Source organism: Bradyrhizobium sp. NBAIM01 (assembly GCF_020194115.1).
Taxonomy (GTDB): domain Bacteria; phylum Pseudomonadota; class Alphaproteobacteria; order Rhizobiales; family Xanthobacteraceae; genus Bradyrhizobium; species Bradyrhizobium yuanmingense.
This window is the reverse complement of the sequence record NZ_JADYVU010000011.1, coordinates 16,929-40,327: the sequence shown is the minus strand read 5'-3', so window position 1 is coordinate 40,327 and position 23,399 is coordinate 16,929. Positions and strand designations below refer to the sequence as shown.

Sequence of the window (23,399 nt, the reverse complement as noted above, 5' to 3'; positions counted from 1 at the left end):
CCTTCGTCCCACCTTGCGGGAGAGAGCCATGAATATCGCCAGCGTGCGTCGGCCCATCACCCCTCCGGCTCCTCCGCGAGCGCCCGACGATATGTCGTTCTTCGGCCGGCTCGCGGTCATCAGGCAGAATATGATCGCGACCTGGGGTCAACGCGCCTACGAGGAAGAGGTCATTTCTGGCCGCTTCTTCTTCCGCAATAGCTTCATCCTGAACCAGCCGGACGCGATCCGGCACGTGCTGCTCAGCAATTACGAGAACTACACGCGCACGCCGGCCGGCATCCGCATGCTGCGCCCCGTGCTCGGCGACGGCCTTCTGATCGCGGAAGGTCATTCCTGGACGTTTCAGCGCCGCACGCTGGCGCCGGCCTTCACGCCGCGCGCGACCGCAAACCTCGTTCCGCACATGACGGCCGTGCTCGACGAAACCATCGCCAAGCTGGACGCGCAAACCGGTGAGCCGGTCGACCTGCGCGCGATCATGCAGCGCATGACGCTTGAGATCGCCGGTCGCACGATGTTCTCGTTCGGCATGGACCAGCACGGCGCAACCCTGCGCAACTTCATCATGGAATATGCCGCGCGGTTGGGGCGTCCGTACTTCCTCGACATGGTGCTGCCGGTGTCCTGGCCGAGCCCGATGGATTTTGCCCGCGCCCGTTTCCGCAAGCGCTGGACCGAGTTCGTGGCCATGCTGATCGCCGAGCGGCGTAAGGCGGGCAAGAAGGACGGTGCGCCGCCGCGCGATTTGTTCGATCTCATGGACGAGGCACGCGATCCCGAGACGGGCCAGGGCTTCTCCGACGAGCAGCTGGTCGACGAGGTCGCGACCATGATCCTCGCCGGTCATGAGACCACGGCGACGGCGCTGTTCTGGGCGCTCTACCTGCTCGCGCTCGATCCCGATACGCAGGAGGAGGTGGCGTCCGAGACCCGCGGCGAGCATCTCGACAGCATGGCCGACATCGATCGCCAGAAATTCACCCGCGCGGTGATCGACGAAACCATGCGGCTCTATCCGCCGGCCTTCCTGGTCGCGCGTGCCGCGCGCGATAGGGACAATGCGGCGGGCGTCGAGATCGGCAAGGGCGACATCATCATGATCGCGCCCTGGCTCTTGCACCGGCACGAGAAGCTGTGGGATCAGCCGAACGCATTCATTCCAAAGCGCTTCATGTCGCAGGAGGCGCCGGACCGTTTTGCCTACCTGCCGTTCGGCGCAGGTCCGCGCGTCTGCATCGGCGCACCGTTTGCCCAAGCCGAATCCGTGCTGGCGCTGGCGCGGCTGATCGGAGCGTACCGAATCGAGCTTGCCGACCCCGCGACCCCCGTAATTCCGCTCGGCGTCGTCACCACCCAGCCGGACCATTCACCCCTGTTCCGCATCACGCGTCGGTGACAGGCTCGCGTCTGGCCGCTGGCGTGACCCGGCCTACATAGAGTTCCGCCATGAGCGACATCCAGGCCCAGTTCTCCGTTCTGAAGCAGACCGCCGATTCCGTTGTGGTGGAGGCCATCGCGCAGCTGATCGCCAACGGTCATGATCGCGATCTCAACCGGATCAATGCGCTGGATTTTGCCGACCGGACCGGGCTCGACCAGGAGAAGGTCATTTCCGGCTTCCTGCACGCCTCGCGGCTCGGCCTGTTCGACATGAGCTGGAACGTGCTGTGTCCCGGCTGCGGAGGCGTGCTGGGCGCGCACGCCACACTGAAGTCGTTGAAGCACGACGACTACAATTGCGCGCTCTGCGCCGCCGGATACGAGGCCTCCGTCGACGAGATGGTCGAAGTGGCCTTCACCGTCAGCCCGCGGGTCCGCCGCATCGGTGCTCATGATCCCGACACGTTGCCGATCTGGGAGTATGTGCGGCAGATGTTCTGGAGCTCAGGCGTCGACATCAACGACGAATCCTTTTCCCGCCTGATCAACCAGGTAACGCTCGAAGCCCTCGAATTGCCCGCCGGCGAGAAGGCGATCCTCTCACTCAATCTGCCGAGCCAGTTCATCATCGTGTTCGAGCCGGTCACCCATTCCGCCCATTTCCTGGACGTTCAGGGTGAGCCGACCAGCGAGCGTCAGCAGCTGTCGATCATGTTCAACAAGCTGGAGGCGCCGACGGGGACCACCGTGATGCGCCCCGGACCGTTGCGTCTCATGCTCGAGAACCAATCGGACAGTCGCGTATTGCCCTCGGTCTGGATTGCCGACCACGCGTTGCACGAGATGATCGGCAAGCGCAAGCCGATCCTGACCGCCAAGCGCATGCTGTCCAACCAGACGTTCCGCGACGTCTTCAAGGCCGACAACCTCAATGTCGACCAGCGACTGAAGATCACGTCCCTGACGTTCCTGTTCACCGACCTGAAGGGTTCGACGGCGCTGTATGAGCGGGTCGGCGACCTCAATGCCTTCGACCTCGTGCGGGCGCATTTTCGCGCGCTGCTGGAGATCATCGCCGCCGAGAAGGGTGCGGTCGTGAAGACGATCGGCGATGCCGTGATGGCGACCTTCGTCAGGCCCGAGCACGCCATCACCGCGGGACTGCGCATGCGCGCGGCGATGGACGAATTGAACAAGCAGCGCGGCGCCAACGACCTCATTCTCAAGATCGGGATCCACGAAGGCCCCTGCCTCGCAGTCATGCTCAACGAGCGGCAGGATTATTTCGGCCAGACCGTCAACATCGCCGCCCGCGTGCAGAGCCTGTCGACCGCGCAGGAGATCCACATCACCGGCCCGGTGCTGGACGCTCCCGCAGTCGCCGAGGTGCTCGAGCAGCGCGCCATCAAGCCGATCCAGAAGCAGGCCGCGCTCCGTGGCATCGCCGACAAGATGGTGGTGTACGAGATACCGTGAGGCATCATTCGTCATTCCGGGTTCGATGCTGGCGCATCGCCCCGGAATGACGCTGAACAGATTGCCGAAACGTAATACGCGCGCGGAACTGACGCACGTTGCGCCGGTTGGGTTTCTTGCTCATATAATGCTGGTAACGGCCGCGCTCCTTGCGGCGTCATCAATCTCGGTAGGACCTATGCTCGACGGCTTGCGCCAATTCATCGCCGACATTGTCGGTCCCCAAGCCCAGGACCGCGCATTTGGCGACAGCGATTACCGGCTGGCCGCGACCGCGCTGCTGGTCCATGTGGTCTCGCTGGACGGCCAGCCGAGCGCGGCCGAGCAGCGCAAGCTGCACAGCCTGATCGAAAGCCATTTCGGGCTCGACCGCGGCACCGCTGACCGTCTCATCGCCGACGCCACCCAGGTCGAAGGCGAGGCCGTCGACCTCTATCACTTCACCAGCGTCATCATGCGCTCGCTCGACGAAGCGGGTCGCAAGCGGATCGTGCAGATGATGTGGGAGCTGGTCTATGCCGACGGAGAGGTCAGCGAGTTCGAGGACAATGTGGTCTGGCGCGCGTCCGACCTGCTCGGCATCTCCCAGCGTGACCGGATCGAGCTGAAGCACGCCATTGCGGAGCGTGCCGGTGGCCAGGTCAGGGATCGCGCCGTCGGACCGGTCCCCGGCGGATTGCCTGGCCTGCGAGCCACATGACGAAACTTTAATATAAGCCCGGCGGTCCCCCGCTTCTGCGGATTCGACTGCAAATACCGGTCTTTCCTGCTTCCACTGTCGCTCTCACAAGCAGCCATGCTGCCAGCGCCGCTTGCCTGGCGCGCACGGCTTATGCTCTCGTTCTGGTATTGCCGGGACCACAGACTTCACTTCAAGAGACTTCGATCGTGAATGAGCGGGTAACGTTGATCACCGGTGCCTCGGCGGGCATCGGGATGGAGCTGGCGCGTGTGTTTGCCGCCAATGGACATCGCCTCGCATTGACGGCGAGACGGGTGGATCGGCTCGAAGCGCTCGCGAACGAGATCGCCGCCAAGGGTGGCAAGAAGCCGATCGTGATCGCCTGCGATCTCGAGGACCCGCATGCCGGTGAGAGGATCGCCGCGACACTTGCCGCCGAAGGCGTCGAGCTCGATCATCTCGTCAACAATGCCGGCTTCGGCGTATTCGGCGATGCCATCGAGCGCGATCGCGTCGCGCAGCTCGGTATCGTCGATGTCAACGTCCGCGCCCTGACGGATCTGTCGCTGCGCTTCGCCGATCAGCTCATCCGGAACAAGGGCGGTCTTCTCAATGTCGGCTCGGTTGCAGGCTTCCTGCCCGGCCCCGGCATGGCCGTGTACTACGCATCCAAGGCCTATGTGATTTCCTTCACCGAAGCATTGCGGGCGGAGCTCGCTCCCCGCGGCGTCCGTGTCACCGTGCTTTGCCCGGGCCCGGTCCCCACGGAATTCCAGGCCCGCGCCGGCGTCGGCTCGCAACATGACACGGCCTTTCTCAACGTCTCAGCTGCCGAGGTTGCGCGGGAGGCGTATCGCGCTCTGATGGCCAACAAACGGGCAGTGCTGCCCGGCCTCGGCAACAAGATTGTGCCGTTCGCGCTGCGCTTCTTCCCACGCGGCTTCATCCTGGCGGCCACTAGCCGGTTCCAGCGGCAGCGGCGCTGAACGCCGCCGCCCGCGTCCGTAGTGGCCCGGAGCTTGCTTCCAGACGTGCGCGTGTGTGCGCAAACTCACACGATGTTAACCATCGCTTAGCTATGCTGGCGGTCTGAACCGATAGCACTCGCAGAGGCCATGTCGTTCCGGACGGACAGGTTTGGTGGCGCAGAGGTGGTCGCCTTCCCACAGAGGGCGGCGAGCGTCGCCGCCGCTGAAACCCGGCTGCCGGTTCTGATCGTCCTGCATCAGGAATGCTCGACACCCGGCCGCGTCGGCAATGCGTTGCGCGCGCTCGGCCACCGCCTCGACATCCGCCGTCCTCGCTTCGGCGATCCCCTGCCCGAGACGCTCGATCAGCATGCCGGGGCCGTGATCTTCGGCGGGCCGATGAGCGCCAATGATTCCGACGACTACATTCGCCGTGAGATCGACTGGATCGAAATTCCGCTCCGCGAGCAGCGCCCGTTGCTCGGCATCTGCTTAGGGGCGCAGATGCTGGCGATGCAGCTCGGGGCCCGTGTCGCGCCGCATGCGCAGGCGCTGACGCAGATCGGGTACTACCCGATCAGGCCGACCGCCGCGGGCCGCGCGCTCTGCCCGCACTGGCCGGCGCAGGTCTATCACTGGCATCGCGAGGGCTTTGAGCTGCCTGGAGGCGCCGACTTGCTCGCCGAAGGCGATGATTTCCCGGTGCAGGCGTTCCGCACGGGCAATGCTTTCGGCGTGCAGTTCCACCCCGATGTGACCTATGCGATGATGTGCCGCTGGACCACGCGCGGCTATGACGGATTCAGCGCGCCCGGTGCACGGCAGCGGCATCATCATTTCGCGGATCGCGCCGTCTACGATGTCGCCGAACGCGCCTGGCTCGATCATTTCCTCGACGGCTGGTTGGAGCGCCGGCCGATGCTGGCGCAAGCCGCCGAGTAATCGCGGCTTCGCGCAAGTCCTTGGCGCAGGTCCTTGGCGCAAGTCCTTCTCCCATCCCGGGGTATGCTAGGCTCGCTTCTAACGAGCGCGTGCGAACGCGTGCCGGCAAACAAGGGAGAGCGTCATGGCCTACGAACACATTCTCTATGAGGTGAGCGACAAGATCGCGACCATCACGCTCAACCGCCCCGATCGCATGAATGCATGGACGCCGGTCATGGAGCGCGACGTGCGCAACGCGATGGAGGCATCGAGCGCCGACGACAATGTCCGCGTCATCGTCCTCACCGGCGCGGGCCGCGCCTTCTGCGCCGGCGCCGACATGGATGCGCTGAAGGGCCTCGATCCCAACGACGTCAGGCGCGCCTCGAACCTGCCGCCGTTCGACATGAATCGCCGGCCAGACTGGCAGACGCGGTACGGCTATTATCCTTCCATCAAGAAGCCTGTGATCGCCATGCTGAACGGCGCGACGGCAGGCATTGGACTGGTGCATGCACTCTATTGCGACCTTCGCTTTGCCGCCGACAACACCGTGTTCACCACCGCCTTCGCGCGGCGCGGCCTGATCGCCGAGCACGGCATCAGCTGGATGCTGCCGCGCATCGTCGGCCACGCCAATGCGCTGGATCTGCTGCTCTCGGCGCGGCGCGTGTCGAGCGAGGAGGCACTGCGGATCGGGCTGGTCAACCGGCTCTGTCCGCCGGAGAAGCTGCGTGAAGAGACGTATACTTACGCGCGCGATCTCGCCGATTTCGTCTCGCCGAGCGCGATGGCCGTGATCAAGCGCCAGCTCTACGAGGTGCCGTTCCAGACGCTGGCCGAGGCGACGATCGAGGCCAACAGGGAGATGATGGTGGCGCTGAACGGGAGTGATTTCAGGGAGGGCGTGGCGAGCTTCATGGAGAAGCGGCCGCCAAGGTTTACGGGGAGGTAGGGGGAGTTCACGGAGAGGGTCCGCCGTCGCCCTTCGGGCTATGGCGGGACAGCCTTCGCTCACTTCGCTACGAGAGAGCACGGCTGGCTTGCCTAGCCGTAGCTCGCGAAGCGAGCGAAGGCTGGTGGAGCCAGGCGGGATCGAACCGCCGACCTCGTCATTGCGAACGACGCGCTCTCCCAGCTGAGCTATGGCCCCTTTGCTGGCCGCTCTGGTGAACGCGGCCGACAACCGGGCGCCATTTAAGTCCCCGCCAAGGTCAAGTCAAGGACGGGCGTAACCCGGTTTTAGCTCTCAGGGTGCCGACTTCCCTTGTTTGGGCCTGACGGAACCGATATCTAGCAAACGGGGCGTCAATCCCGACCGAGCCAGAGTTTCCAAAAGCCAGAGGCCTCATAAGCCATGCGTGCCGTTCTCGACATCGTCATCATCGTGCTCGACCTCTACGTCTGGCTGCTGATCGCCTCCGCGATCCTGTCCTGGCTGATCGCCTTCAACGTGGTGAACACGCGTAACCAGTTCGTGTCGGCGGTGGCGGAGTTCCTCTACCGGATCACCGAGCCTCTGCTGGCGCCGATTCGCAATTTCCTGCCCAGCCTCGGCGGTCTCGACATCTCGCCGATCATCCTGATCCTGATCATCATGTTCATCGAGCGGGTGATCCTGTACTACATCTACCCGAACGTGGTCTAAGCGGGCGGGAGCGCCTTGGTTGCCAACAAGGAGCCTTGTTGTCAGGAGCCTTGCCCTAAGGACCCTTGGCGCTACTCGGCCGCAGGAATCAGCATCGCGCTGCGGGTGACGCCGCGCGGCGGCCGCGACGACATCGACGGGATCGAGCAGCTTTCGGATGGCCGCAGCGTGCTCAAGGTGCGGGTGCGCGCCATTGCCGATGGCGGCGAGGCCAACAAGGCCGTGCTGGCGCTGCTGGCGAAATCGCTCGGCGTGCCCAAGAGCAATGTAAAATTGCTATCCGGAGCCACGTCGCGGCTGAAGCAGATCGCGGTCGACGGCGATCCGGCGCGTCTCGGCGAAACCCTGCGCCAGCTCACATCGGCCAAACCGACAGATTGAGAGAACGGACATGACCGCTGATATCATCGATGGAAAAGTCATTGCGGCGGAGCTCCGTGGCCGCGTCGCCGAGGAGGTCGCCCGCGTCAAGCGCGAGCACAATCTGGTGCCGGGCCTTGCAGTGGTCCTGGTCGGCAACGACCCCGCCAGCGAAGTCTATGTCCGTTCAAAACACACCCAGACCCAGGCCGCGGGCATGGCCTCGTTCGAGCACAAGCTGCCGGCCGACGTCTCCCAGGCAGACCTGCTTGCGCTGGTGGCAAAGCTCAACCGCGATCCCGCCGTGCACGGCATTCTCGTGCAATTGCCGTTGCCGAAGGGGCTGAACACCGAAGCGGTCATCAACGCCATCGACCCCGCCAAGGATGTCGACGGGCTGCATCCGAACAATGCCGGCCGGCTCGCCGGCGGCTTCGAGGCGCTGTCGCCCTGCACCCCGCTCGGCTGCATCATCCTGACCAAAAGCGTGCACGCCTCGCTCGAAGGCATGAACGCCATCGTCATCGGCCGCTCCAACCTGGTCGGCCGCCCGCTCGTGCAATTGCTGCTGAACGAGAACGCCACGGTGACGATCGCGCATTCGCGCTCGCGCGACCTGCCTGGCCTCGTGAAGAAAGCGGATCTTGTCTATGCGGCGGTGGGCCGGCCAGAGATGGTGCGCGGCGACTGGCTGAAGCCGGGTGCGACCGTGATCGATGTGGGCATCAATCGCATCCCGAAGGAGGACGGCAAGACGCGCCTCGTCGGCGATGTCGCCTATCAGGAAGCGCTTGCCGTTGCCGGCGCGATCACGCCGGTGCCGGGCGGTGTCGGCCAGATGACGGTGGCGTGCCTGTTGGTGAACACGCTCCGCGCGGCCTGCGCGATCGCCGGCCTGCCGAAGCCGGCGGTGTAGTTGAGCGTCATTCCGAGGCGGCTCGCAGAGCCAAACCCGGAATCTCGCGCCCCGACCTCTGGATTCCGGGTTCGCGCTGACGCGTGCCCCGGAATGACCGTGCGGATCAGCCCTTCTTCTTCTTCTCGCGCTCGATGCCTTCTTGGATCAGCTGGTGCGCTTCCTCCGGGCCGCCCCAGCGCAGGATCTTCACCCACTTGCCTTTTTCGAGATCCTTGTAGTGCTCGAAGAAGTGCTGGATCTGCTGCAGCGTGATGTCAGGCAAATCGGAATACGACTTCACCTTGTCGTAGCGCTGCGTCAGCTTGGACGACGGCACCGCCAGGATCTTCTCGTCGCCGCCGGCTTCGTCCTCCATGAACAGCACCCCGACCGGACGCACGCTCATGACGGCGCCGGGGATGATGGCGCGGGTGTTGATGATCAGCACGTCGCAGGGGTCACCGTCATCCGACAGCGTATGCGGGATGAAGCCGTAATTGCCGGGGTAACGCATCGGCGTGTAGAGGAAGCGGTCGACCACCAGCGTGCCGGCCTCCTTGTCCATCTCGTACTTGATCGGTTCGCCGCCCACGGGGACCTCGATGATGACATTGACGTCGTGGGGGACGTTCTTTCCGATCGAGACCGCATCGATACGCATTCAAGGCTCCGTTGTTGCCGAGGATAAATCGCGCCCGGCAGCGATTTTGGCGCTGTCATACGCGGGCTTGGCCCGCTGATCCATCGCGTTTTTGTGAAATAATGAATCCGGCGATCACCGGCGCAAGCGGCCTGCGGTATCGACGGATGGGAACGCTGCCCGGCTAGGGTTTCAGCAGCTCAATTGGTCCAAGCGAAGGCAACCTTGTCGAGCGCCTTCGGTCCGAAACGCTCCGACGAGCGCGCCACCATGCGACCACCCAGGGCGCGGTAGAACTCGGTAGCGGGATCGTTGTCCGAGAGCGCCCACACCACCATGCTCTTCAGCCCGCTCTGCATCAGGTCGCGGCGGGCGGCGGCAAACAGGCGGCGGCCGAAGCCGAGGCCCTGAAACTCGGGCCGCAGATAAAGCTCGTAGATCTCGCCGTCGAAATGCAGGCTGCGGGCCCGGTTGCGGCCGTAATTGGCATAGCCGGCGATCTTGTCACCGAACACCAGCACGCTGACACGGCTGCCCTTGCGGATCGCGCTGTCCCACCACTGCGGACCGCGGCGGTTGATCAGCTTCTCCAGCTCGGCGCCGGGAATGATGCCCTGATAGGCCGAACGCCAGGCTTCGTCATGGGTCGACGCCACCGCAGTTGCATCTGCGGCTTTGGCCGGCCGGACCTCGATCAGGGTTGTGCTCATGGACGCGATCAAACCAAGTCGCCGCGCCGGCGGCAAGACCTATCGTTAATTATCGGTTAACCTGTGGACTTTCTGCATCAGTATTTCAACCGAGTTGTGCCGAAAAAAGACAGGACGGCAACTCCGAGGGCACCTGCGTGCGTGCCGTCGGTGCAAAACTCCTGTTGCTTGCGGCAACGAAGGAACGGCAATGGGCACCGCAGAAAGTCCGCTCATTGTGATTCGTTCCTACTAGTGTGCCTGTCGCTGTTCTTGTTCGCCCTCGGCAAATTCATGCGGCTCCTCAATACCATCGCGCTCCTGCCTCTGCTGGCCTTGCTGACCGCGCCGCCTCTGTCCGCAGAGGTCAGGTTCGGTCCATCGGGAGAGGAGGGCGAACCGTTTCGTCGGCAGGAATGGCGCGTGCCAACGCCGGATACCGATCTTGCTGCGCATGCCCTGCTGTTTCGCCCCTCGGGCCCAGGTCCGTTCCGGCTCGCGGTGATCGCACACGCCTCGACGCAGAACACGCTACGTCGGGTGCAAATGCCGCAGCCGGAATACCGCCCGCTCGCCGGCTATCTCGTCGCGCGCGGCTTTGCCGTGCTGGTGCCGGAGCGGCCAGGCCATGGTGCCACCGGCGGCCGCTACCTCGAGGATCAGGGCGGCTGCGGCGAGCCCGACTACACGCGCTCGGGCCGCGCAACGGCCGACGCAATCAAACTGGCGCTGGTCCAGCTGCAAAAGCAGGATTTCATCCGCAAGGATGGCGCGATCGTGATCGGCCATTCCGCCGGCGGGTGGGGTGCGCTGGCGCTCGCCGGTGCCGATCCGAAGGTGATCTCCGCCATCACCGTGTTTGCACCGGGACGCGGCGGCCATGCCAATGATGAGCCGAACCGAATCTGCGCGCCGCACACCCTGCTCGCCGCCGCAGCGGAATTCGGCAAGACCGCGCGCATTCCCGTCACCTGGCTCGTTGCGCCCAATGACAGCTATTTCGCGCCGGCATTCTCGCAGAAACTCGTCGATGCGTTTCGCGGCACGGGCGGCAAGGCTGAGTTTCGCCCGCTGCCGGCCGTCGACAGCGAAGGCCATTGGATGATCGAAACCGAAGCCGGCGTCAAAGCCGCCAGCGGCGAGCTCGCGCGGGCGCTGAACCCGCCCAAGCCTATGGCGACCAAGAAGCCATGACGCTGTATTTCCTGTTCAAATTTGTACACGTCCTCGGCGCCATCGTCATTCTCGGCACCGGGACCGGCATCGCCTTCTTCATGCTGATGGCGCATCGCACGCAGGACCCGGAGTTCATCGCCCGCACCGCTTCAGTCGTGGTCATCGCGGATGCGATCTTCACGCTGTCGGCCGTGATCCTCCAGCCGGTCAGCGGCGGCGTGCTGATGATGCTGTCGGCGACCTCGATCACGGAGCGCTGGCTGCTGGCCTCACTCGCGCTCTACGCGATTGCCGGCTTGTTCTGGGTGCCGGTCGTGTTCATGCAGATCGAAATGCGCGACCTCGCGCGCAAGGCTGCTGCGCAGCGCAGTGCGCTCCCACAGCGCTATTTCGTGCTATTCCGCCGCTGGTTCGCGTTCGGCTTCCCCGGCTTCGGCGCGACGATGGCCATCCTGTGGCTGATGATCGCGAAACCGTTTTGAGAGAAGCGATGAGTGAGCGAACCGTTTTGGTGCTCGGCGCCTCCGGCCTGATCGGCCGCTTCGTCACCGACGATCTGCGCACGCGGGGCTTTCGCGTCGTCGGCGTGGCGCGGAGCCTGTCGCCGGCGCAGAGGATGAGCGCGCTGGACATCGAGCTGCCGATCCTCATCCTCGACACGGCCGCGCTGACGCGTCTCCTCAGCGAGCACGCGGTAGACGTCGTCGTGAACTGTCTCGGCGTGCTCCAGGATGGCCCCGGCAGCAACACGAGCGCGGTGCATCGCGATTTCGTCGCGCGACTGCTTCGGGCGATCGGCGGCAGCGGCCGCGCAATCCGGCTGGTGCACATCTCGATCCCCGGCTCCGCGGAGGCGGACCGCACCGCCTTCGCTACGACCAAACGCGAGGCCGAGCGCCTGATCGGGGCTAGCGGCATTCCTCATGCCATCCTGCGGCCCGGCTTCGTGGTCGCACCGTCAGCCTATGGCGGTAGCGCCATGCTCCGCGCGCTTGCAGCCTTTCCGATCGATTTGCCGGCCAAGGACATGGCAACGCCATTTCAGCCCGTGGCGATCGAGGATATTACGGCGACCATCGCCTGGCTCGCCGCGCGCGACATCGACGATGCCTCGTTGAGGGCGGTGAGCTGGGACCTGATGCAGGCCGAACCGATCACCATGGCCGGCGTCATCAAGCCGTTTCGCCATGCGTTCGGCACGGACGGCTGGCCGCGCATCGCGATGCCCCGCTTCCTGCTCGATCTCGGCGTGAAACTCGGCGATGTCGCCTGCTATCTCGGCTGGACGCCGCCGATGCGCTCGACCGCCATTGCCGAGCTGCGTCGCGGCGTGACTGGCGATCCGTCAGCGTGGAGCGCCGCGACGGGTATCGCGCCGAAGCATCTGGCTGAGGCGATCGGACGCCATCCTGCCAGCATCCAGGACAAATGGTTCGCGCGCCTGTTCCTGGTCAAGGCGCTGATTTTCGCAAGCCTGGTCGCGTTCTGGGTCGTCTCCGGTTTCATCGCCTTGTTCGTGTCCTACGGTGCCGCCGCCGGCATTTTGACCGCGCACAACTTTCCGCCCGCGCTGGTTGATCCCATCACCATCGGCACCAGCCTGATGGACATGAGCATCGGTGTCTTGATCGCCTTCCGCCGAACGGCTGCGATCGGCTTGGTCGCGGGTATTTTCGCTTCGCTCGGCTATATGCTGGGCGCGGCGATCCTGACGCCCGACCTCTGGATCGAGCCGCTTGGCGCGCTGGTGAAGACCGGGCCGGCGATCGTCTTGATGGTCGTCGCGCTCCTGATGCTGGATAACCGATAGCGTTTTCGAGCGAAGTGGATTCCGGTTCGCGTGAAGAAAACGCGTCAAAAAGAGAGTCTGATGCCCAAATGGCCTGAGGACGACGTCATTCTGTTCGACGGCGTCTGCATCTTCTGCTCACGCTGGGTCCGCTTCGTCGCCAAGCGCGACACGGCGAGGCAGTTTCGGTTCACGCCGATCCAGTCGGATTATGGCGCCCGGCTCGCGCGCACGTTCGGCATCGACCCCGATGATCCCGACACCAACGCGGTTGTACACGGCGGCGAGGTGTTCATAAAGTCGGATGCTGTGCTGACGGTGCTGTCGCAACTCCCAGGCTGGCGCTGGGTGCGCGCATTATTCGTGTTGCCGAAGCCGCTGCGGGATGCGGTCTACAGCCTCGTCGCGCGCAACCGCTATCGCATCTTCGGAAAGTATGACGCCTGCTTCGTGCCAGATGCGGATTTGCGAGCGCGAGTGATCGAGTGACTCGTCATTGCGAGCGCAGCGAAGCAATCCAGGCTGTCACTGCTGAAAGATTCTGGATTGCTTCGCTGCGCTCGCAATGACGGAGCTTCCGGGTTATGGCTTGCCCAGAGCCGCCAGCACTTCCTTCGCCGCCCGCTCGCCGCTGTCCCGTGCACCATGCGCGGTCGTGAAGAAGGTCGGCGACGTCGCCTCGCCCGCGAAGAACAGACGTCCATCCACCGGCGCAGCCAGCACGGCACGGTCGCCGGCATGGCCGGGCAGCGCATGCGAATACGACCCCCGCGCAAAGGGATCGCGGGCCCAACGCGATTCATACAGCGGCTTCAGCTTGCGGCGGATATCGTTGCCGAGAAAACCCGCGATCTCGCTGATGGCTTGGGCGGCGACGGCACCGTCGCCGGCATCTTCCAGCGCGCGGGCAAAGCTGCCGCCGAAAAAGCCCTCGATGCAGGGCTGGCCGAACGGGCGGATGTGATAGGTGCCCATCTCCGTGCGCATGGTGGCGCCGCGTAGATTGCCTTCTGTCGGAAAGGTCTCGGCGTCATCGAGGGCCAGCGTCACCTTATCGTCGACGCCGAGCGGCAGGCCCGCCGCTGCGTTCACCTTTGCGGGGAGCGGCGGCGAGAAGCGGATGGCTTCTTCCGCGATGAGATTGGTCGGCACGGTGACGATCGCCTTGTCCGCGGTCAGCGCGCCCCGCGACGTCTCGATGTGGACGCGTTTGTCCGAATGATCGATCAGCGCGACATTGCAATTCAGCGCCACCGGGCAGGGCGCACCATAGGCCGCAATCAGCGCGCCATAGCCGCGGCGGACGCGCCAATTGAAGTTGGTGTCCTCATAGGCTTCCCAGTCCAGCGTCGACATATCCTTCAGCTCGCAGCCGTTGATATAGGTCGAGATCGCGTCGATCATCGGATTCCAGCGATTACCGGGCTCCAAATGCGAGCTCGCGGCCTCGTCCTTACCTGTTTGCGCCGCTTCCCACAGACGCTCATAGAACGCGTCCATTGCGCGCATGAAATCGTCGCGCTCGCTTTCCGGAAAGGCATTGCCGTAGGCCCGCTCGCGCCAGGGCGGCAGGTCCTTGTTGAGCTCGAAACCGAGCTGTCGCGCGATCGGCACGAAAGAGTTCTTGTCGGCCGAATGCAGCCAGCCGCAGCCGACGTCGAACGTCACCTCGGGTGAGGCCTGCACGGTCCAAGCCCGGCCGCCGAGCCGGTCACGCGCCTCCAGCACGATGACGGAAAGGCCGGAGCCTTGCAGCGCATGGGCTGCGCCGAGGCCGGCGGCACCGGCGCCGATGATCGCGACGTCGACGGAGGAGGGGAGGGAGGTCATGGGCGGGCTCTAGCACGTTCGCGAAGAGTGCTGAAGCCGGGCCGGCGCATACCTTCCGCAGCGCACGCGGATTCCGGATGCCACCTTGTCGCCGGTTGCGCGACTTTTGTGACGAAGATCGCTAAGTCATCGGATCCGAACCGCCTTGTTTTTCGTGCCAAGGTTGTATTCAAATTTCGCATTCTCTTTGATCCATTCTTCGAGGAATTTCCCCATGCCGAACATCGACCCGGGTGTAGAGCACAAGCGAACCGCAATTCTGGTAGTTCACGGTATCGGCAGCCAGCGCGCGCTGGAAACTGTACGCGGCGTCATCCGCGGCGTTTGGCACAACGAAGGCAATCCCGACGACAAAGCCAACAAGCTCTGGACGCATCCGGAGAAGAGCGGCGTCGACATCGATCTGACGGTGATGACGACCAGCGAGGTGCCGGGATCGGCGGACAAGCGCGTGGCCGATTTTCACGAGCTCTACTGGGCTCATCTCATGAGCGAAACCAAGGCGGTCGCCGTGCTGCTCTGGCTCTACGAGTTGTGCCGCAAGGGGCCGGTCATGAGAACCGGACTCAATGCGCTCTGGTGGACCGCGTCCATCTTTCTGTGCCTGATGAACCTCTCGTTTGCCGTGCTGGCAATCAGGGGCGTGTTGCTGTTCTCGGAAACCAGCGCGCAAAATATCCTGATTGCGCCCTTGCTTCTAATTCTATGCAGTCTTGTGTTCGGCCTTTGCGTCGCACTCAAATGGCAGGCTCTTCGTCTCGTCCCGTGGCTGGCTGCCTTCTGCGTCGCGGGTTTCGCCGCTGGCCTCGGCTATCTTTGGCTTGAGGGTACTTTCCCCGGCGGAAACGGATTCCTCGACGGCGCCGAGATCTTGACGCTGATTGGTCTTCCGACCTTGTATGCGTTGCTGACGACGTACCTTGTGATGGGACAGCAAGGATTGCGCGCGTTCTGGCGTACACTCGCGGTCTCGCTACTCATGTCCCTTGCCTTCATCTGGGCCGATCAGTACTGGTACGACAGATCACTGGCCGAAACGGTGCTCAAGGCTTGGCCCTGGGGATTGAATTCGCCCTGGAGCGCTCCGATCGCATTTGGTGTGATCGGCATCTATCTCGCCGCCAACGGTGCGTTCCTCCAGCCCTATCTCGGCGATGCCGCGCGTTATTTCCGCGGCTCACCGGCCAATGTCGCCGTTCGTCGGGCCATCCGGAAAGAGGCCGTAGACACGCTGGCGCGTCTGCATGAAAGCGGCCGATACGACCGCATTGTCGTTGTCGCTCACAGCCTAGGCACTGTCGTCGCCTACGATATGCTGCGGGCCTATTTCAGCAGGATTTGCGACGAGTTGCCGCCTGTCACGTTGCTCGGCCAGGAGTTTTTGGACGTCGATGGTGCGCCGTGGCAGCCCGAGAAAGTGGCCACCCATGAGGAGAAAGTGGAGCTTCGCCGCAAGGCACGGCAGTTGATCGCAAACATCGCCGACGTGACCGTCAGGCGGCCTGTCGAACAGCGGGAGTTCAAGAGCTGGCTGGTGACCGACTTCGTCACGCTCGGAAGCGCACTATCCCACGCTTATTTCTTGATGTGCGAAGAGGCAAAGGATCCCGATACCGCCGAGAAGGATGGACACGAGAGATTGCGCGCAGATTTCAGGCGTCGTGTCGAAGAGCGCGAGTTTCCGACCTGTCCGCCGAAGCGGCTCCAGCAGGATGGCTTGTTGGCCTTCGACAATCCGAGGAAGAAGATTCGGCAGATCCACCACGGTGCGCTGTTCGGGTTAACGCGCTGGACCAATATCTATTTCCCGATCGAACAGATCTTCTGGGGCGACGTGATCGGTGGACCGTTAGCCCCGATCTTCGGCCGGCACATCGTTGACCTCCCGGTCTCGACGAGATTGGCCGGCGGTGCGGACTTCTTCACCCACACCGCCTATTGGAATGTCGACCGGAAACCCGATACCTGGAAGGCACCGCATCTTGCGGCTCTGCGGGACGCGATCAATCTCTCCGACGAGACAACGACGATCGGCTTCATCAGTCGCGGCGAGAATGCGCCGGGCGAACCCGGGTAACTCCTACGCCACCGCTTCCTTGGCCTTTTCCGCGCGCTTGCGCTCGTTCGGGTCGAGGTGCTTCTTGCGCAGGCGGATCGACTTCGGGGTGACCTCGACCAGCTCGTCGTCCTCGATATAGGCGAGCGCCTTTTCCAGCGTCATGCGGATCGGCGGGGTCAGGCGCACCGCTTCGTCCTTCGAGGTCGTGCGGATGTTGGTGAGCTGCTTGCCCTTGAGCACGTTGATCTCGAGATCGTTGTCGCGGGTGTGCTCGCCGACGATCATGCCGCGATAGACCTTCCAGCCCGGCTCGATCATCATCGGGCCGCGGTCTTCCAGCTTGAACATGGCGTAAGCCACCGCTTCGCCCTGGTCGTTGGAGATCAAGACGCCGTTGCGGCGGCCCTGGATCTCGCCCTTATAAGGGGCATAGCCGTGGAACAGGCGGTTCATGATCGCGGTGCCGCGGGTGTCGGTGAGCAATTCGCCCTGGTAGCCGATCAGGCCGCGGGTCGGCGCGTAGAACACCAGGCGCTGACGGTTGCCGCCCGAGGGCTTCATCTCGATCAGCTCGGATTTGCGCTCGCTCATCTTCTGCACGACGACGCCGGAATGCTCCTCGTCGACGTCGATCACGACCTCCTCGATCGGCTCCATGGTGGCGCCGGTCGCTTCGTCCTTCTGGTAGACGACGCGCGGACGCGACACCGAGAGCTCGAAGCCCTCGCGGCGCATGGTCTCGATCAGGATCGCGAGCTGGAGTTCGCCGCGGCCCGACACTTCCATCGCGTCCTTGTCGGCGGATTCGACGACGCGCAGCGCGACGTTGCCCTCGGCTTCGCGCAGGAGACGGTCGCGGATCATGCGGCTCGTCACCTTGTCGCCTTCGGTGCCGGCGAGCGGGGAATTGTTGACGATGAACGACATCGACACGGTCGGCGGATCGATCGGCTGCGCCGGCAGCGGCACCTCGACGGTCGGGTCGCAGAAGGTATCGGCGACGGTGCCCTTGGTGAGGCCCGCGATCGCGACGATGTCGCCGGCTTCGGCTTCATCGAGCGGGGTGCGCTCGAGGCCGCGGAATGCCAGGATCTTGGTGATGCGCCCGGACTCGACCAGCTTGCCGTCGGCGTTCAGCACCTTGACCTGCTGGTTCGGCTTCAGCGTGCCGGAAGAGATGCGGCCGGTGATGATGCGGCCGAGATAGGGGTTGGCTTCGAGGATGGTACCGATCATGCGGAACGGACCTTCCTCGACCTTCGGCGGGGCGACGTGGCGCAGGATCAGGTCGAACAGCGGCTCCATGCCCTTGTCCTGCGGACCTTCGGGGCTATCCGCCATCCAGCCCTGCTTGGCCGACCCGTAGAGGATCGGGAAATCGAGCTGCTCCTCGCTGGCATCGAGCGCCGCGAACAGGTCGAACACCTCGTTGATGACTTCGGTCGGGCGCGCGTCAGGGCGGTCGACCTTGTTGATGACGACGATCGGCTTGAGGCCGACCTTAAGCGCCTTGGAGACCACGAATTTGGTCTGCGGCAGCGGGCCTTCGGCGGCGTCGACCAGCACCAGGGCGCCGTCCACCATGTTGAGGATGCGCTCGACCTCACCGCCGAAATCGGCGTGGCCGGGGGTGTCGACAATGTTGACGCGGGTGTCCTTCCACTGCACCGAGGCTGCCTTGGCCAGGATGGTGATGCCGCGCTCGCGCTCCAGATCGTTGGAGTCCATGGCGCGATCGGTCACCTTCTGGTTCTCGCGGAACGTGCCGGACTGCTGCAGGAGTTTGTCGACCAGGGTCGTCTTGCCGTGGTCGACGTGGGCGATGATGGCGACGTTACGAAGATTCATGAGTGAGCTTCTTTGCGGTCGAACAATGGGTTAAGCGCGATCTCGCCGGTCGGACCGGGACCTCTTCTCGAAACAACGCTGGAAGACTGGAAACGGGGCGCTTTCCGCCCAAAAAGGAAGCCCGGCCATATCAGACCGGGCGCCCTGCGCGTTGCGGCGCAATATATGCAAAAACGGCCAAAAAACAATGTGTTCTTTGACCGTTGGTTGACTGAATTTTGTCCGGGAATCCCCGGGGCTTAGGGCTGGGTCGGGGGGTGAGCGGGGACCCTGCGCCCCTTGATGGCCGCCCAGATCATGGCGACCCCGCCGATGCCCACGACCAGTCCCAGAAGGACGAACGGCGCGATGTCGCCAGTGATCTTGCCGTCCTCGAACATCGACACTCCGCCGAACAGGAGTGCGCAGAGACCTGGCACCAGCATGAAGATCCCGGCGATCGCCATCAGCGCGGTGAGGCAACCGCTGCGAGCTGGGCCGGGCGTTGGTGCGGGTGGCGGTAGAACCGGCGGTGGCGTGTCGCTCATCGTGGTGCCTCCTCGGTTTGCCTCGCCTCGTGATAGGTTTGCCCCTCGAGCCCGGCGCGAATCCGGGAGATGGCGCCATTCCGATAGAACAGATTGTAGGTGTCGAACGGGATGATCGCCCCCTGCTCGGTCACGAAATGGATGCAGCTGCGCTTGACGTTGCCGACGCAGAAATTGAAGCGGTCGAGAAACTGCACGATGGTGACGCGGAAGACGTTTTCGTAGGTGAGCCCGTCCGGCACCTGAAAGCTCGGCAGGCAGCACAACAATTCGCAGACGCGCTCGGACGTGTTGAGGGGCCCTGAGGAGAGCGAGAACAGGTCGATGAACTTTTCCCGCAGCATCGGATACTTTTCCGGGCTGATCGTGTTTGGCATCACCGCAACCAGCTGCTCTTGCGGAATCAACGAGGTCAGCGGCAGCACCTTCTCGCCGTTGCGCAGGCCATAGCCGATCGAGATGCTCTCGGGGTTGCAGGGCAGCGGGATCATGTCCTTGTCGCCGAACACGCCGGTTTCGATCACGCGCTTGCGGATCTCCGACAGCATGATGCGGTCGGTATTCTTGTCGAAGCTCTCGTTGCGGCCGGCATCCTGGACCGGCTGCAATGTCACCCCGCGCACGCACGTCCAGGTCAGCGCGTGGCGCACGATGTCGCCGATCTCGGAATCGTTGACGCCGCGCTTGATGGTCGCGACCAGCGTGGTCGAGATGCCGTAATGCTCGAGATTTTCCAGCGCCTGCTGGCGGATTTTCCGTAAGTCCGCGCCGCGCAGGTTGATCAGCGCATCGCGATGCAGCGAATCGAACTGGAGATAGATCTCCAGCCCGCGCCTGTTTTTGGCGAGCCGCGCCACGAAATCCTTTTCGCGGGCGATGCGCAGGCCGTTGGTGTTGATCATGACGTGGCGGATCGGCCGGGCGCGCACCGCGTCCAGGATCGCGAAGAAGTCGGGATGCAGCGTTGGCTCGCCACCGGAAATCTGCACGAGATCGGGCTCGCCCTCGCTCGCGACCAGCGCGTCGAGCATCTTCTCCACCGTCGCGAGCGGCGTGAATTTGGTTCGTGCCGGCGAGGACTCCGCAAAGCAGACCGGGCAGGTGAGGTTGCAATGCTCGGTGATCTCGATCAGCGCCAGGCAGGAATGCTGCTCGTGGTCGGGACAGAGACCGCAATCATAGGGGCAGCCGAATTGGGTTCGTTCCTGGAATTGCAGCGGCCGGTCGCCCGGCTTGATGAAATCCTTGCACAGCCGCCAATAGGCGGCATCGGTCGACACCAACGTCGATTGCACGCCGTGCTCCCTGCAACGCTTTTCGTACCAGACCTCGTTGCCGAGAATCTGGATCTTGGTCGGAACCAGCTTCAGGCAGATCTCGCAAAGAGATTGGGTCTGGCCCCAGAAGATGTAGGGGCGCGACTTACGCAACGGCGCGTTCATGCAAGTGACTCGTTTTGTAAGCGTCTCGCTTGGGGTGCCGTCGCGAGCATGAATGCGGCGTAGAGCAGGACGGACAGCGACAGTAGGTGAAACAGGGTCAGGGGCCCGACCAGCGTGCCATAAGGCTTGAGGAATTCCCATAGGAAGCGCTGCATTCCGTAATAGGCGAGCACCAGGTAGAAACCATTGGTGATCGTGAACGCGTTCCGGTTCAAGACCGCCACCACATAGGCGAGCGCGAACAGGGCCATGGCCGCGCTCTCGTAGAGCTGCACGGGATGGCGGCGAACGCCGTCGCCGAAATCATGGCCGAAGGGCAGCGCCGTCGGCGTGCCATAGGTGAAATCGTCGAGCCCTGCGAAGTAACAGCCGATCCGGCCGATCGCGATGCCGAGCGCCAGCGGCAGCGCGAAGCGCGCGCCGGTTCGCACCGTGACGCCTGCGGACCATTTGTAGAGCTCGATCGCCACGATGCCGCCCGCCAGCCCGCCCTCGACCGAGCGCGCAATGCCGCTTTGCCCGGACAGCCACAGATTGGCGGAGCCGAATAGATAGGCGCCAAGGCCTGCGCCAAACACCAGCGCGGCGATATAGGGCAGCGCGAAGGATTGCGAGGGAAACTGCAAGCCCCGTCGCGACAGCCAATAGACGGCGGCCGCCGCCGCCAGCCAGGCCAGAATGTCGAAGAGAGTGTGAAGGAAAGCCCCGCTCATGCGGGGCCAGTATAGCACGGCTACGTTCAAACAGCGCGATGCGCATGATTGCGCCCTCTCCCCTTGTGGGAGAGGGCATCACCGCTCGCAGACACAGGCTCACTGGGGTGAGGGGTATCTCTCCGCATACTCATTTGCAAGTGTGAGCGCGGAGAGAACCCCTCATCCGGCGCTTCGCGCCACCTTCTCCCACAGGGGGAGAAGGAAGAAAGCAAGAACCGCTTACCCGGCCTCCCGCTCCTCGGTCGGATAGACCCCGCGCAGCACCTCCTCGAAATGCATCTTCACCGCATCGTTGCACAGGCAGGCGCGCAGCCTCAGGCCGTCGCGGTTGCGGACGAGGATCGAGCCGCGCCGCGTGTCGAGCACGCCTTCGGCCTTGAACGACTGAAGCACGCGGCTGGCATAGGAGCGGCCAACGCCGAGCAAAGTCGCGAGCTGTTCGTGGGTCAGCGGCACACTGGTCTCGTCGCCGGTCCGCTCCATCGCCGCCAGGATCCATTTGGCGGTGCGCTGCTCGATCGAATGGATCGCGTTGCAGGCGGTCGACTGGAAGATCTGGGCCAGCATGCAATCGGCATAGCGGGCAAAGACGTTGCGCAGCGACGCCGAGCGCAGCTTGGCTGCTTCCAGCTTGGCAACGTGAATGCGCGCAAACGGTCCACCGAATTTGACGCAGATCCGGGTATAGGCCGGCAGAAATCCCTCGCTGACGATGCCGCCCACGGCGCCTTCGCGGCCGACCAGAATGGTCTCGACGTCGCGGCCATCCTCGTTGGGGACGAGGAAAGTCGCGAGCGACGGGCCGCAGGGGAAGTGGACGACCTGCACGTCATCGCCGGGATTGTAGAGCAAGTGCCCGGCTGCAGAGTCCTCGACGGTCACGTGCGGCGCCACGAGGCCGTAGTCGACCTGACTCAAACGCCGCAGCAGATTGTTGGCCGGCCGGCTCTCGACCTCGGTGATCTTGCCGATACGCGCATCCATTCTGAACTCCCACCCTTCCTTTCACCTTAGCGAGTTCCATCCGTTTCCTGTGTGCACAAGTGGACAGACCAGAGAACGATGATGTGGTGAGTTTCGTTCCGGGAACCCTCCGATGCGCTGCGCGCAGGCATCGTGTCGCGGCAGTCCTGATCCAAAAACCCCCAAACCAAGATGCGATCATGGTACCTGCACACTCCAATGGCACAGGCTGGCCGGCCGATGTTCTGATCGTCGAGGACGATCCGATCATCGCGATCGATTTCGAGGATCGCCTGCTCGGATTTGGTGTCGCCGCCGTGCGGACCGTGGGTTCGGTGACGCAGGCGTTGAACGCCATTGCGAAACGGAGACCCGATTTCGCGCTGCTCGATGTCGAGCTGATCCGCGAGACGAGCTTTGCGATCGCCGAGCGGCTGATCGCGCTGAAGGTTCCGTTCGTGTTCGTCACCGGGTACGGCGCCGAGGTGCGCATTCCGCCCGAATTGGCGGGCCGGCCCCGGCTGCAGAAGCCGTGCTCGAGCGAGGCGCTGGAGGCGGCGCTGCAGGCACGGGACACCTGATCGCCTATTTGCCGGAGCGAATGCAGAGCTCGGCGAGGTCGGTCTCGACGCCCTTGAAGAAGGTGTGCGGAAACGGCGCCGGCGATGAGGCCTTCCTGATCGCCGCACTCTGCGCAATCGCCTCTTGATCGGACAATTGCAGGAAACGTTTCAGCGCCTTCGAGCGACTCTTCCTGGCGAACGTCTCCAACCGCTCTTCCGTTGCATCGGTCGGATTGAGACGGAGCAGAGCTTCGTTGCCTGTCTGCAATGGATAGACCCCTCCAAGTTTCACGCGGGCGATCACGTTGTAGCGGTCGAAATGCTCGAAGATCAAATCCAGGATCTTCGCCTGACGTATCGGCTCTTCCATCGCGAGATAGCGCTTCACATCCGGATTGCTCTTCAGGCTTTCCAATTCGGCTGCGCCGGCAAATGGATTGTCGGAGATCTGCCGGTCGATGAACGCCGATGCGCCTTCCAACATGCGCGTGCCCCATCTGATGACGATATCGCGGCCGCGCGGTTCGAGCTGGTCGGCAGCCAACCCCTTATCCGTCAGACATGCCGGGTCGGAGCTTGCGCGCAGTGACTTGCCGAGCTCGGCGGTCAGCGCCTTGCCGTAAGGCGAAGCGAGGGCCTCGCGCACCAGCGTCGCTCTGTCCTGGGTTTGCGCGCATGTGGGGGATGCTGCGCTCAGCAGCAGCGCGATAACGATCGTTGGGCGGCTGAACGGCACGGTATCAACTCGAACATGGCTCGGACGGCATCACGCCCTCGAAAATGCGCTGGCGCTCGCAATTGTCGTCCGGGCCGGCCGG

24 protein-coding genes and 1 tRNA gene are annotated in these 23,399 nt (G+C 63.8%); 15 read left to right on the top strand and 10 right to left on the bottom strand.

The genetic code is table 11. The features are described 5' to 3' along the window. Positions 1 to 28 precede the first annotated feature (28 nt). The 6 genes from I6F31_RS27955 to I6F31_RS27930 all read left to right on the top strand — a co-directional run bounded on the left by I6F31_RS27955 (position 29) and on the right by I6F31_RS27930 (position 6,388). The gene (locus I6F31_RS27955) at positions 29 to 1,399 is read left to right on the top strand and encodes a cytochrome P450 (protein ID WP_036002897.1); all 1,371 of its coding nucleotides are present in this window, start codon (positions 29 to 31) and stop codon (positions 1,397 to 1,399) included. A 50-nt stretch (positions 1,400 to 1,449) separates the two neighbouring features. Continuing rightward, positions 1,450 to 2,859, top strand: coding sequence for an adenylate/guanylate cyclase domain-containing protein (locus I6F31_RS27950; protein ID WP_036002893.1), 1,410 nt, complete (start codon positions 1,450 to 1,452; stop codon positions 2,857 to 2,859). Between the two features lie 178 nt (positions 2,860 to 3,037). Beyond that, positions 3,038 to 3,559, top strand: coding sequence for a TerB family tellurite resistance protein (locus tag I6F31_RS27945; protein ID WP_225142336.1), 522 nt, complete (start codon positions 3,038 to 3,040; stop codon positions 3,557 to 3,559). Positions 3,560 to 3,747: 188 nt separating this feature from the next. Then, the gene (locus tag I6F31_RS27940; protein ID WP_109142002.1) at positions 3,748 to 4,527 is read left to right on the top strand and encodes an SDR family oxidoreductase; all 780 of its coding nucleotides are present in this window, start codon (positions 3,748 to 3,750) and stop codon (positions 4,525 to 4,527) included. Between the two features lie 129 nt (positions 4,528 to 4,656). Further along, a complete protein-coding gene (locus tag I6F31_RS27935) occupies positions 4,657 to 5,451 on the top strand; it encodes a glutamine amidotransferase (RefSeq protein ID WP_109142003.1) in 795 nt (264 codons plus the stop codon). A gap of 124 nt (positions 5,452 to 5,575) precedes the next feature. Next, positions 5,576 to 6,388, top strand: a complete 813-nt coding sequence (locus I6F31_RS27930; RefSeq protein ID WP_036002884.1) for an enoyl-CoA hydratase — start codon at positions 5,576 to 5,578, stop codon at positions 6,386 to 6,388. A 122-nt stretch (positions 6,389 to 6,510) separates the two neighbouring features. On the opposite strand, the gene I6F31_RS27925 is transcribed toward I6F31_RS27930, so the two are convergent. Continuing rightward, positions 6,511 to 6,586, bottom strand: a tRNA-Ala gene (locus I6F31_RS27925). A 204-nt stretch (positions 6,587 to 6,790) separates the two neighbouring features. Here I6F31_RS27925 and I6F31_RS27920 point away from each other — a divergent pair. The 3 genes from I6F31_RS27920 to folD are packed head-to-tail and all read left to right on the top strand — an operon-like array spanning position 6,791 to position 8,357. Continuing rightward, entirely contained in the window at positions 6,791 to 7,081 is a 291-nt protein-coding gene (locus tag I6F31_RS27920; RefSeq protein WP_036002872.1) for a YggT family protein, read from the top strand. A 15-nt stretch (positions 7,082 to 7,096) separates the two neighbouring features. Then, complete coding sequence (locus I6F31_RS27915; protein WP_051056859.1) at positions 7,097 to 7,462, top strand: DUF167 domain-containing protein; 366 nt, start codon at positions 7,097 to 7,099, stop codon at positions 7,460 to 7,462. A gap of 10 nt (positions 7,463 to 7,472) precedes the next feature. Then, complete coding sequence (folD, locus tag I6F31_RS27910) at positions 7,473 to 8,357, top strand: bifunctional methylenetetrahydrofolate dehydrogenase/methenyltetrahydrofolate cyclohydrolase FolD (RefSeq protein ID WP_036002869.1); 885 nt, start codon at positions 7,473 to 7,475, stop codon at positions 8,355 to 8,357. 106 nt (positions 8,358 to 8,463) lie between these two features. Here folD and ppa read toward each other — a convergent pair whose 3' ends face one another. Beyond that, on the bottom strand, positions 8,464 to 9,000 hold the full coding sequence (gene ppa, locus I6F31_RS27905) for an inorganic diphosphatase (RefSeq protein ID WP_036002867.1): 537 nt from the start codon (positions 8,998 to 9,000) through the stop codon (positions 8,464 to 8,466). Positions 9,001 to 9,179: 179 nt separating this feature from the next. Further along, entirely contained in the window at positions 9,180 to 9,689 is a 510-nt protein-coding gene (locus I6F31_RS27900) for a GNAT family N-acetyltransferase (RefSeq protein ID WP_024338772.1), read from the bottom strand. Between the two features lie 273 nt (positions 9,690 to 9,962). Here I6F31_RS27900 and I6F31_RS27895 point away from each other — a divergent pair, with 273 nt between their 5' ends. Genes I6F31_RS27895 through I6F31_RS27880 form a run of 4 tightly spaced genes read left to right on the top strand, consistent with a single transcriptional unit; the run spans position 9,963 to position 13,122 of the window. Further along, positions 9,963 to 10,862 (top strand): alpha/beta fold hydrolase, encoded by a 900-nt coding sequence (locus I6F31_RS27895; RefSeq protein ID WP_225142340.1) that lies wholly within the window; start codon positions 9,963 to 9,965, stop codon positions 10,860 to 10,862. Then, a complete protein-coding gene (locus I6F31_RS27890) occupies positions 10,859 to 11,326 on the top strand; it encodes a DUF2269 domain-containing protein (protein WP_057025834.1) in 468 nt (155 codons plus the stop codon). Before I6F31_RS27895 ends, I6F31_RS27890 begins: the two co-directional genes overlap by 4 nt. 8 nt (positions 11,327 to 11,334) lie before the next feature. After that, on the top strand, positions 11,335 to 12,654 hold the full coding sequence (locus tag I6F31_RS27885; RefSeq protein ID WP_036002855.1) for an SDR family oxidoreductase: 1,320 nt from the start codon (positions 11,335 to 11,337) through the stop codon (positions 12,652 to 12,654). A 60-nt stretch (positions 12,655 to 12,714) separates the two neighbouring features. Continuing rightward, on the top strand, positions 12,715 to 13,122 hold the full coding sequence (locus I6F31_RS27880; protein ID WP_225186439.1) for a thiol-disulfide oxidoreductase DCC family protein: 408 nt from the start codon (positions 12,715 to 12,717) through the stop codon (positions 13,120 to 13,122). Positions 13,123 to 13,215: 93 nt separating this feature from the next. Here I6F31_RS27880 and I6F31_RS27875 read toward each other — a convergent pair whose 3' ends face one another. Next, entirely contained in the window at positions 13,216 to 14,463 is a 1,248-nt protein-coding gene (locus tag I6F31_RS27875; RefSeq protein ID WP_225186438.1) for an NAD(P)/FAD-dependent oxidoreductase, read from the bottom strand. A gap of 214 nt (positions 14,464 to 14,677) precedes the next feature. On the opposite strand from I6F31_RS27875, the gene I6F31_RS27870 reads away from it, so the two are divergent. Further along, complete coding sequence (locus I6F31_RS27870; protein WP_225186437.1) at positions 14,678 to 16,540, top strand: exosortase/archaeosortase family protein; 1,863 nt, start codon at positions 14,678 to 14,680, stop codon at positions 16,538 to 16,540. 3 nt (positions 16,541 to 16,543) lie between these two features. On the opposite strand, the gene typA is transcribed toward I6F31_RS27870, so the two are convergent. The 5 genes from typA to I6F31_RS27845 all read right to left on the bottom strand — a co-directional run bounded on the left by typA (position 16,544) and on the right by I6F31_RS27845 (position 22,039). Then, positions 16,544 to 18,370 carry a translational GTPase TypA gene (gene typA, locus I6F31_RS27865; RefSeq protein WP_036002847.1) on the bottom strand — a complete coding sequence of 609 codons (1,827 nt, stop codon included), beginning with the start codon at positions 18,368 to 18,370 and terminating at the stop codon, positions 16,544 to 16,546. A gap of 239 nt (positions 18,371 to 18,609) precedes the next feature. Beyond that, the gene (locus I6F31_RS27860; protein WP_225186436.1) at positions 18,610 to 18,897 is read right to left on the bottom strand and encodes a hypothetical protein; all 288 of its coding nucleotides are present in this window, start codon (positions 18,895 to 18,897) and stop codon (positions 18,610 to 18,612) included. Continuing rightward, positions 18,894 to 20,339 (bottom strand): radical SAM protein, encoded by a 1,446-nt coding sequence (locus I6F31_RS27855; protein WP_036024195.1) that lies wholly within the window; start codon positions 20,337 to 20,339, stop codon positions 18,894 to 18,896. The genes I6F31_RS27860 and I6F31_RS27855 overlap by 4 nt, the downstream gene beginning before the upstream one ends. Beyond that, positions 20,336 to 21,052: a prolipoprotein diacylglyceryl transferase family protein gene (locus I6F31_RS27850; RefSeq protein WP_225144202.1), complete on the bottom strand. Its 717-nt coding sequence runs from the start codon at positions 21,050 to 21,052 to the stop codon at positions 20,336 to 20,338. The genes I6F31_RS27855 and I6F31_RS27850 overlap by 4 nt, the downstream gene beginning before the upstream one ends. Positions 21,053 to 21,274: 222 nt before the next feature. Then, positions 21,275 to 22,039: a helix-turn-helix domain-containing protein gene (locus I6F31_RS27845; protein ID WP_036002835.1), complete on the bottom strand. Its 765-nt coding sequence runs from the start codon at positions 22,037 to 22,039 to the stop codon at positions 21,275 to 21,277. A 179-nt stretch (positions 22,040 to 22,218) separates the two neighbouring features. Between I6F31_RS27845 and I6F31_RS27840 the strand changes: the two genes are divergently transcribed. After that, a complete protein-coding gene (locus I6F31_RS27840) occupies positions 22,219 to 22,599 on the top strand; it encodes a response regulator (RefSeq protein WP_225186435.1) in 381 nt (126 codons plus the stop codon). A gap of 4 nt (positions 22,600 to 22,603) precedes the next feature. Here I6F31_RS27840 and I6F31_RS27835 read toward each other — a convergent pair whose 3' ends face one another. Continuing rightward, entirely contained in the window at positions 22,604 to 23,227 is a 624-nt protein-coding gene (locus I6F31_RS27835) for a hypothetical protein (protein WP_225186434.1), read from the bottom strand. Positions 23,228 to 23,399: the final 172 nt, after the last annotated feature.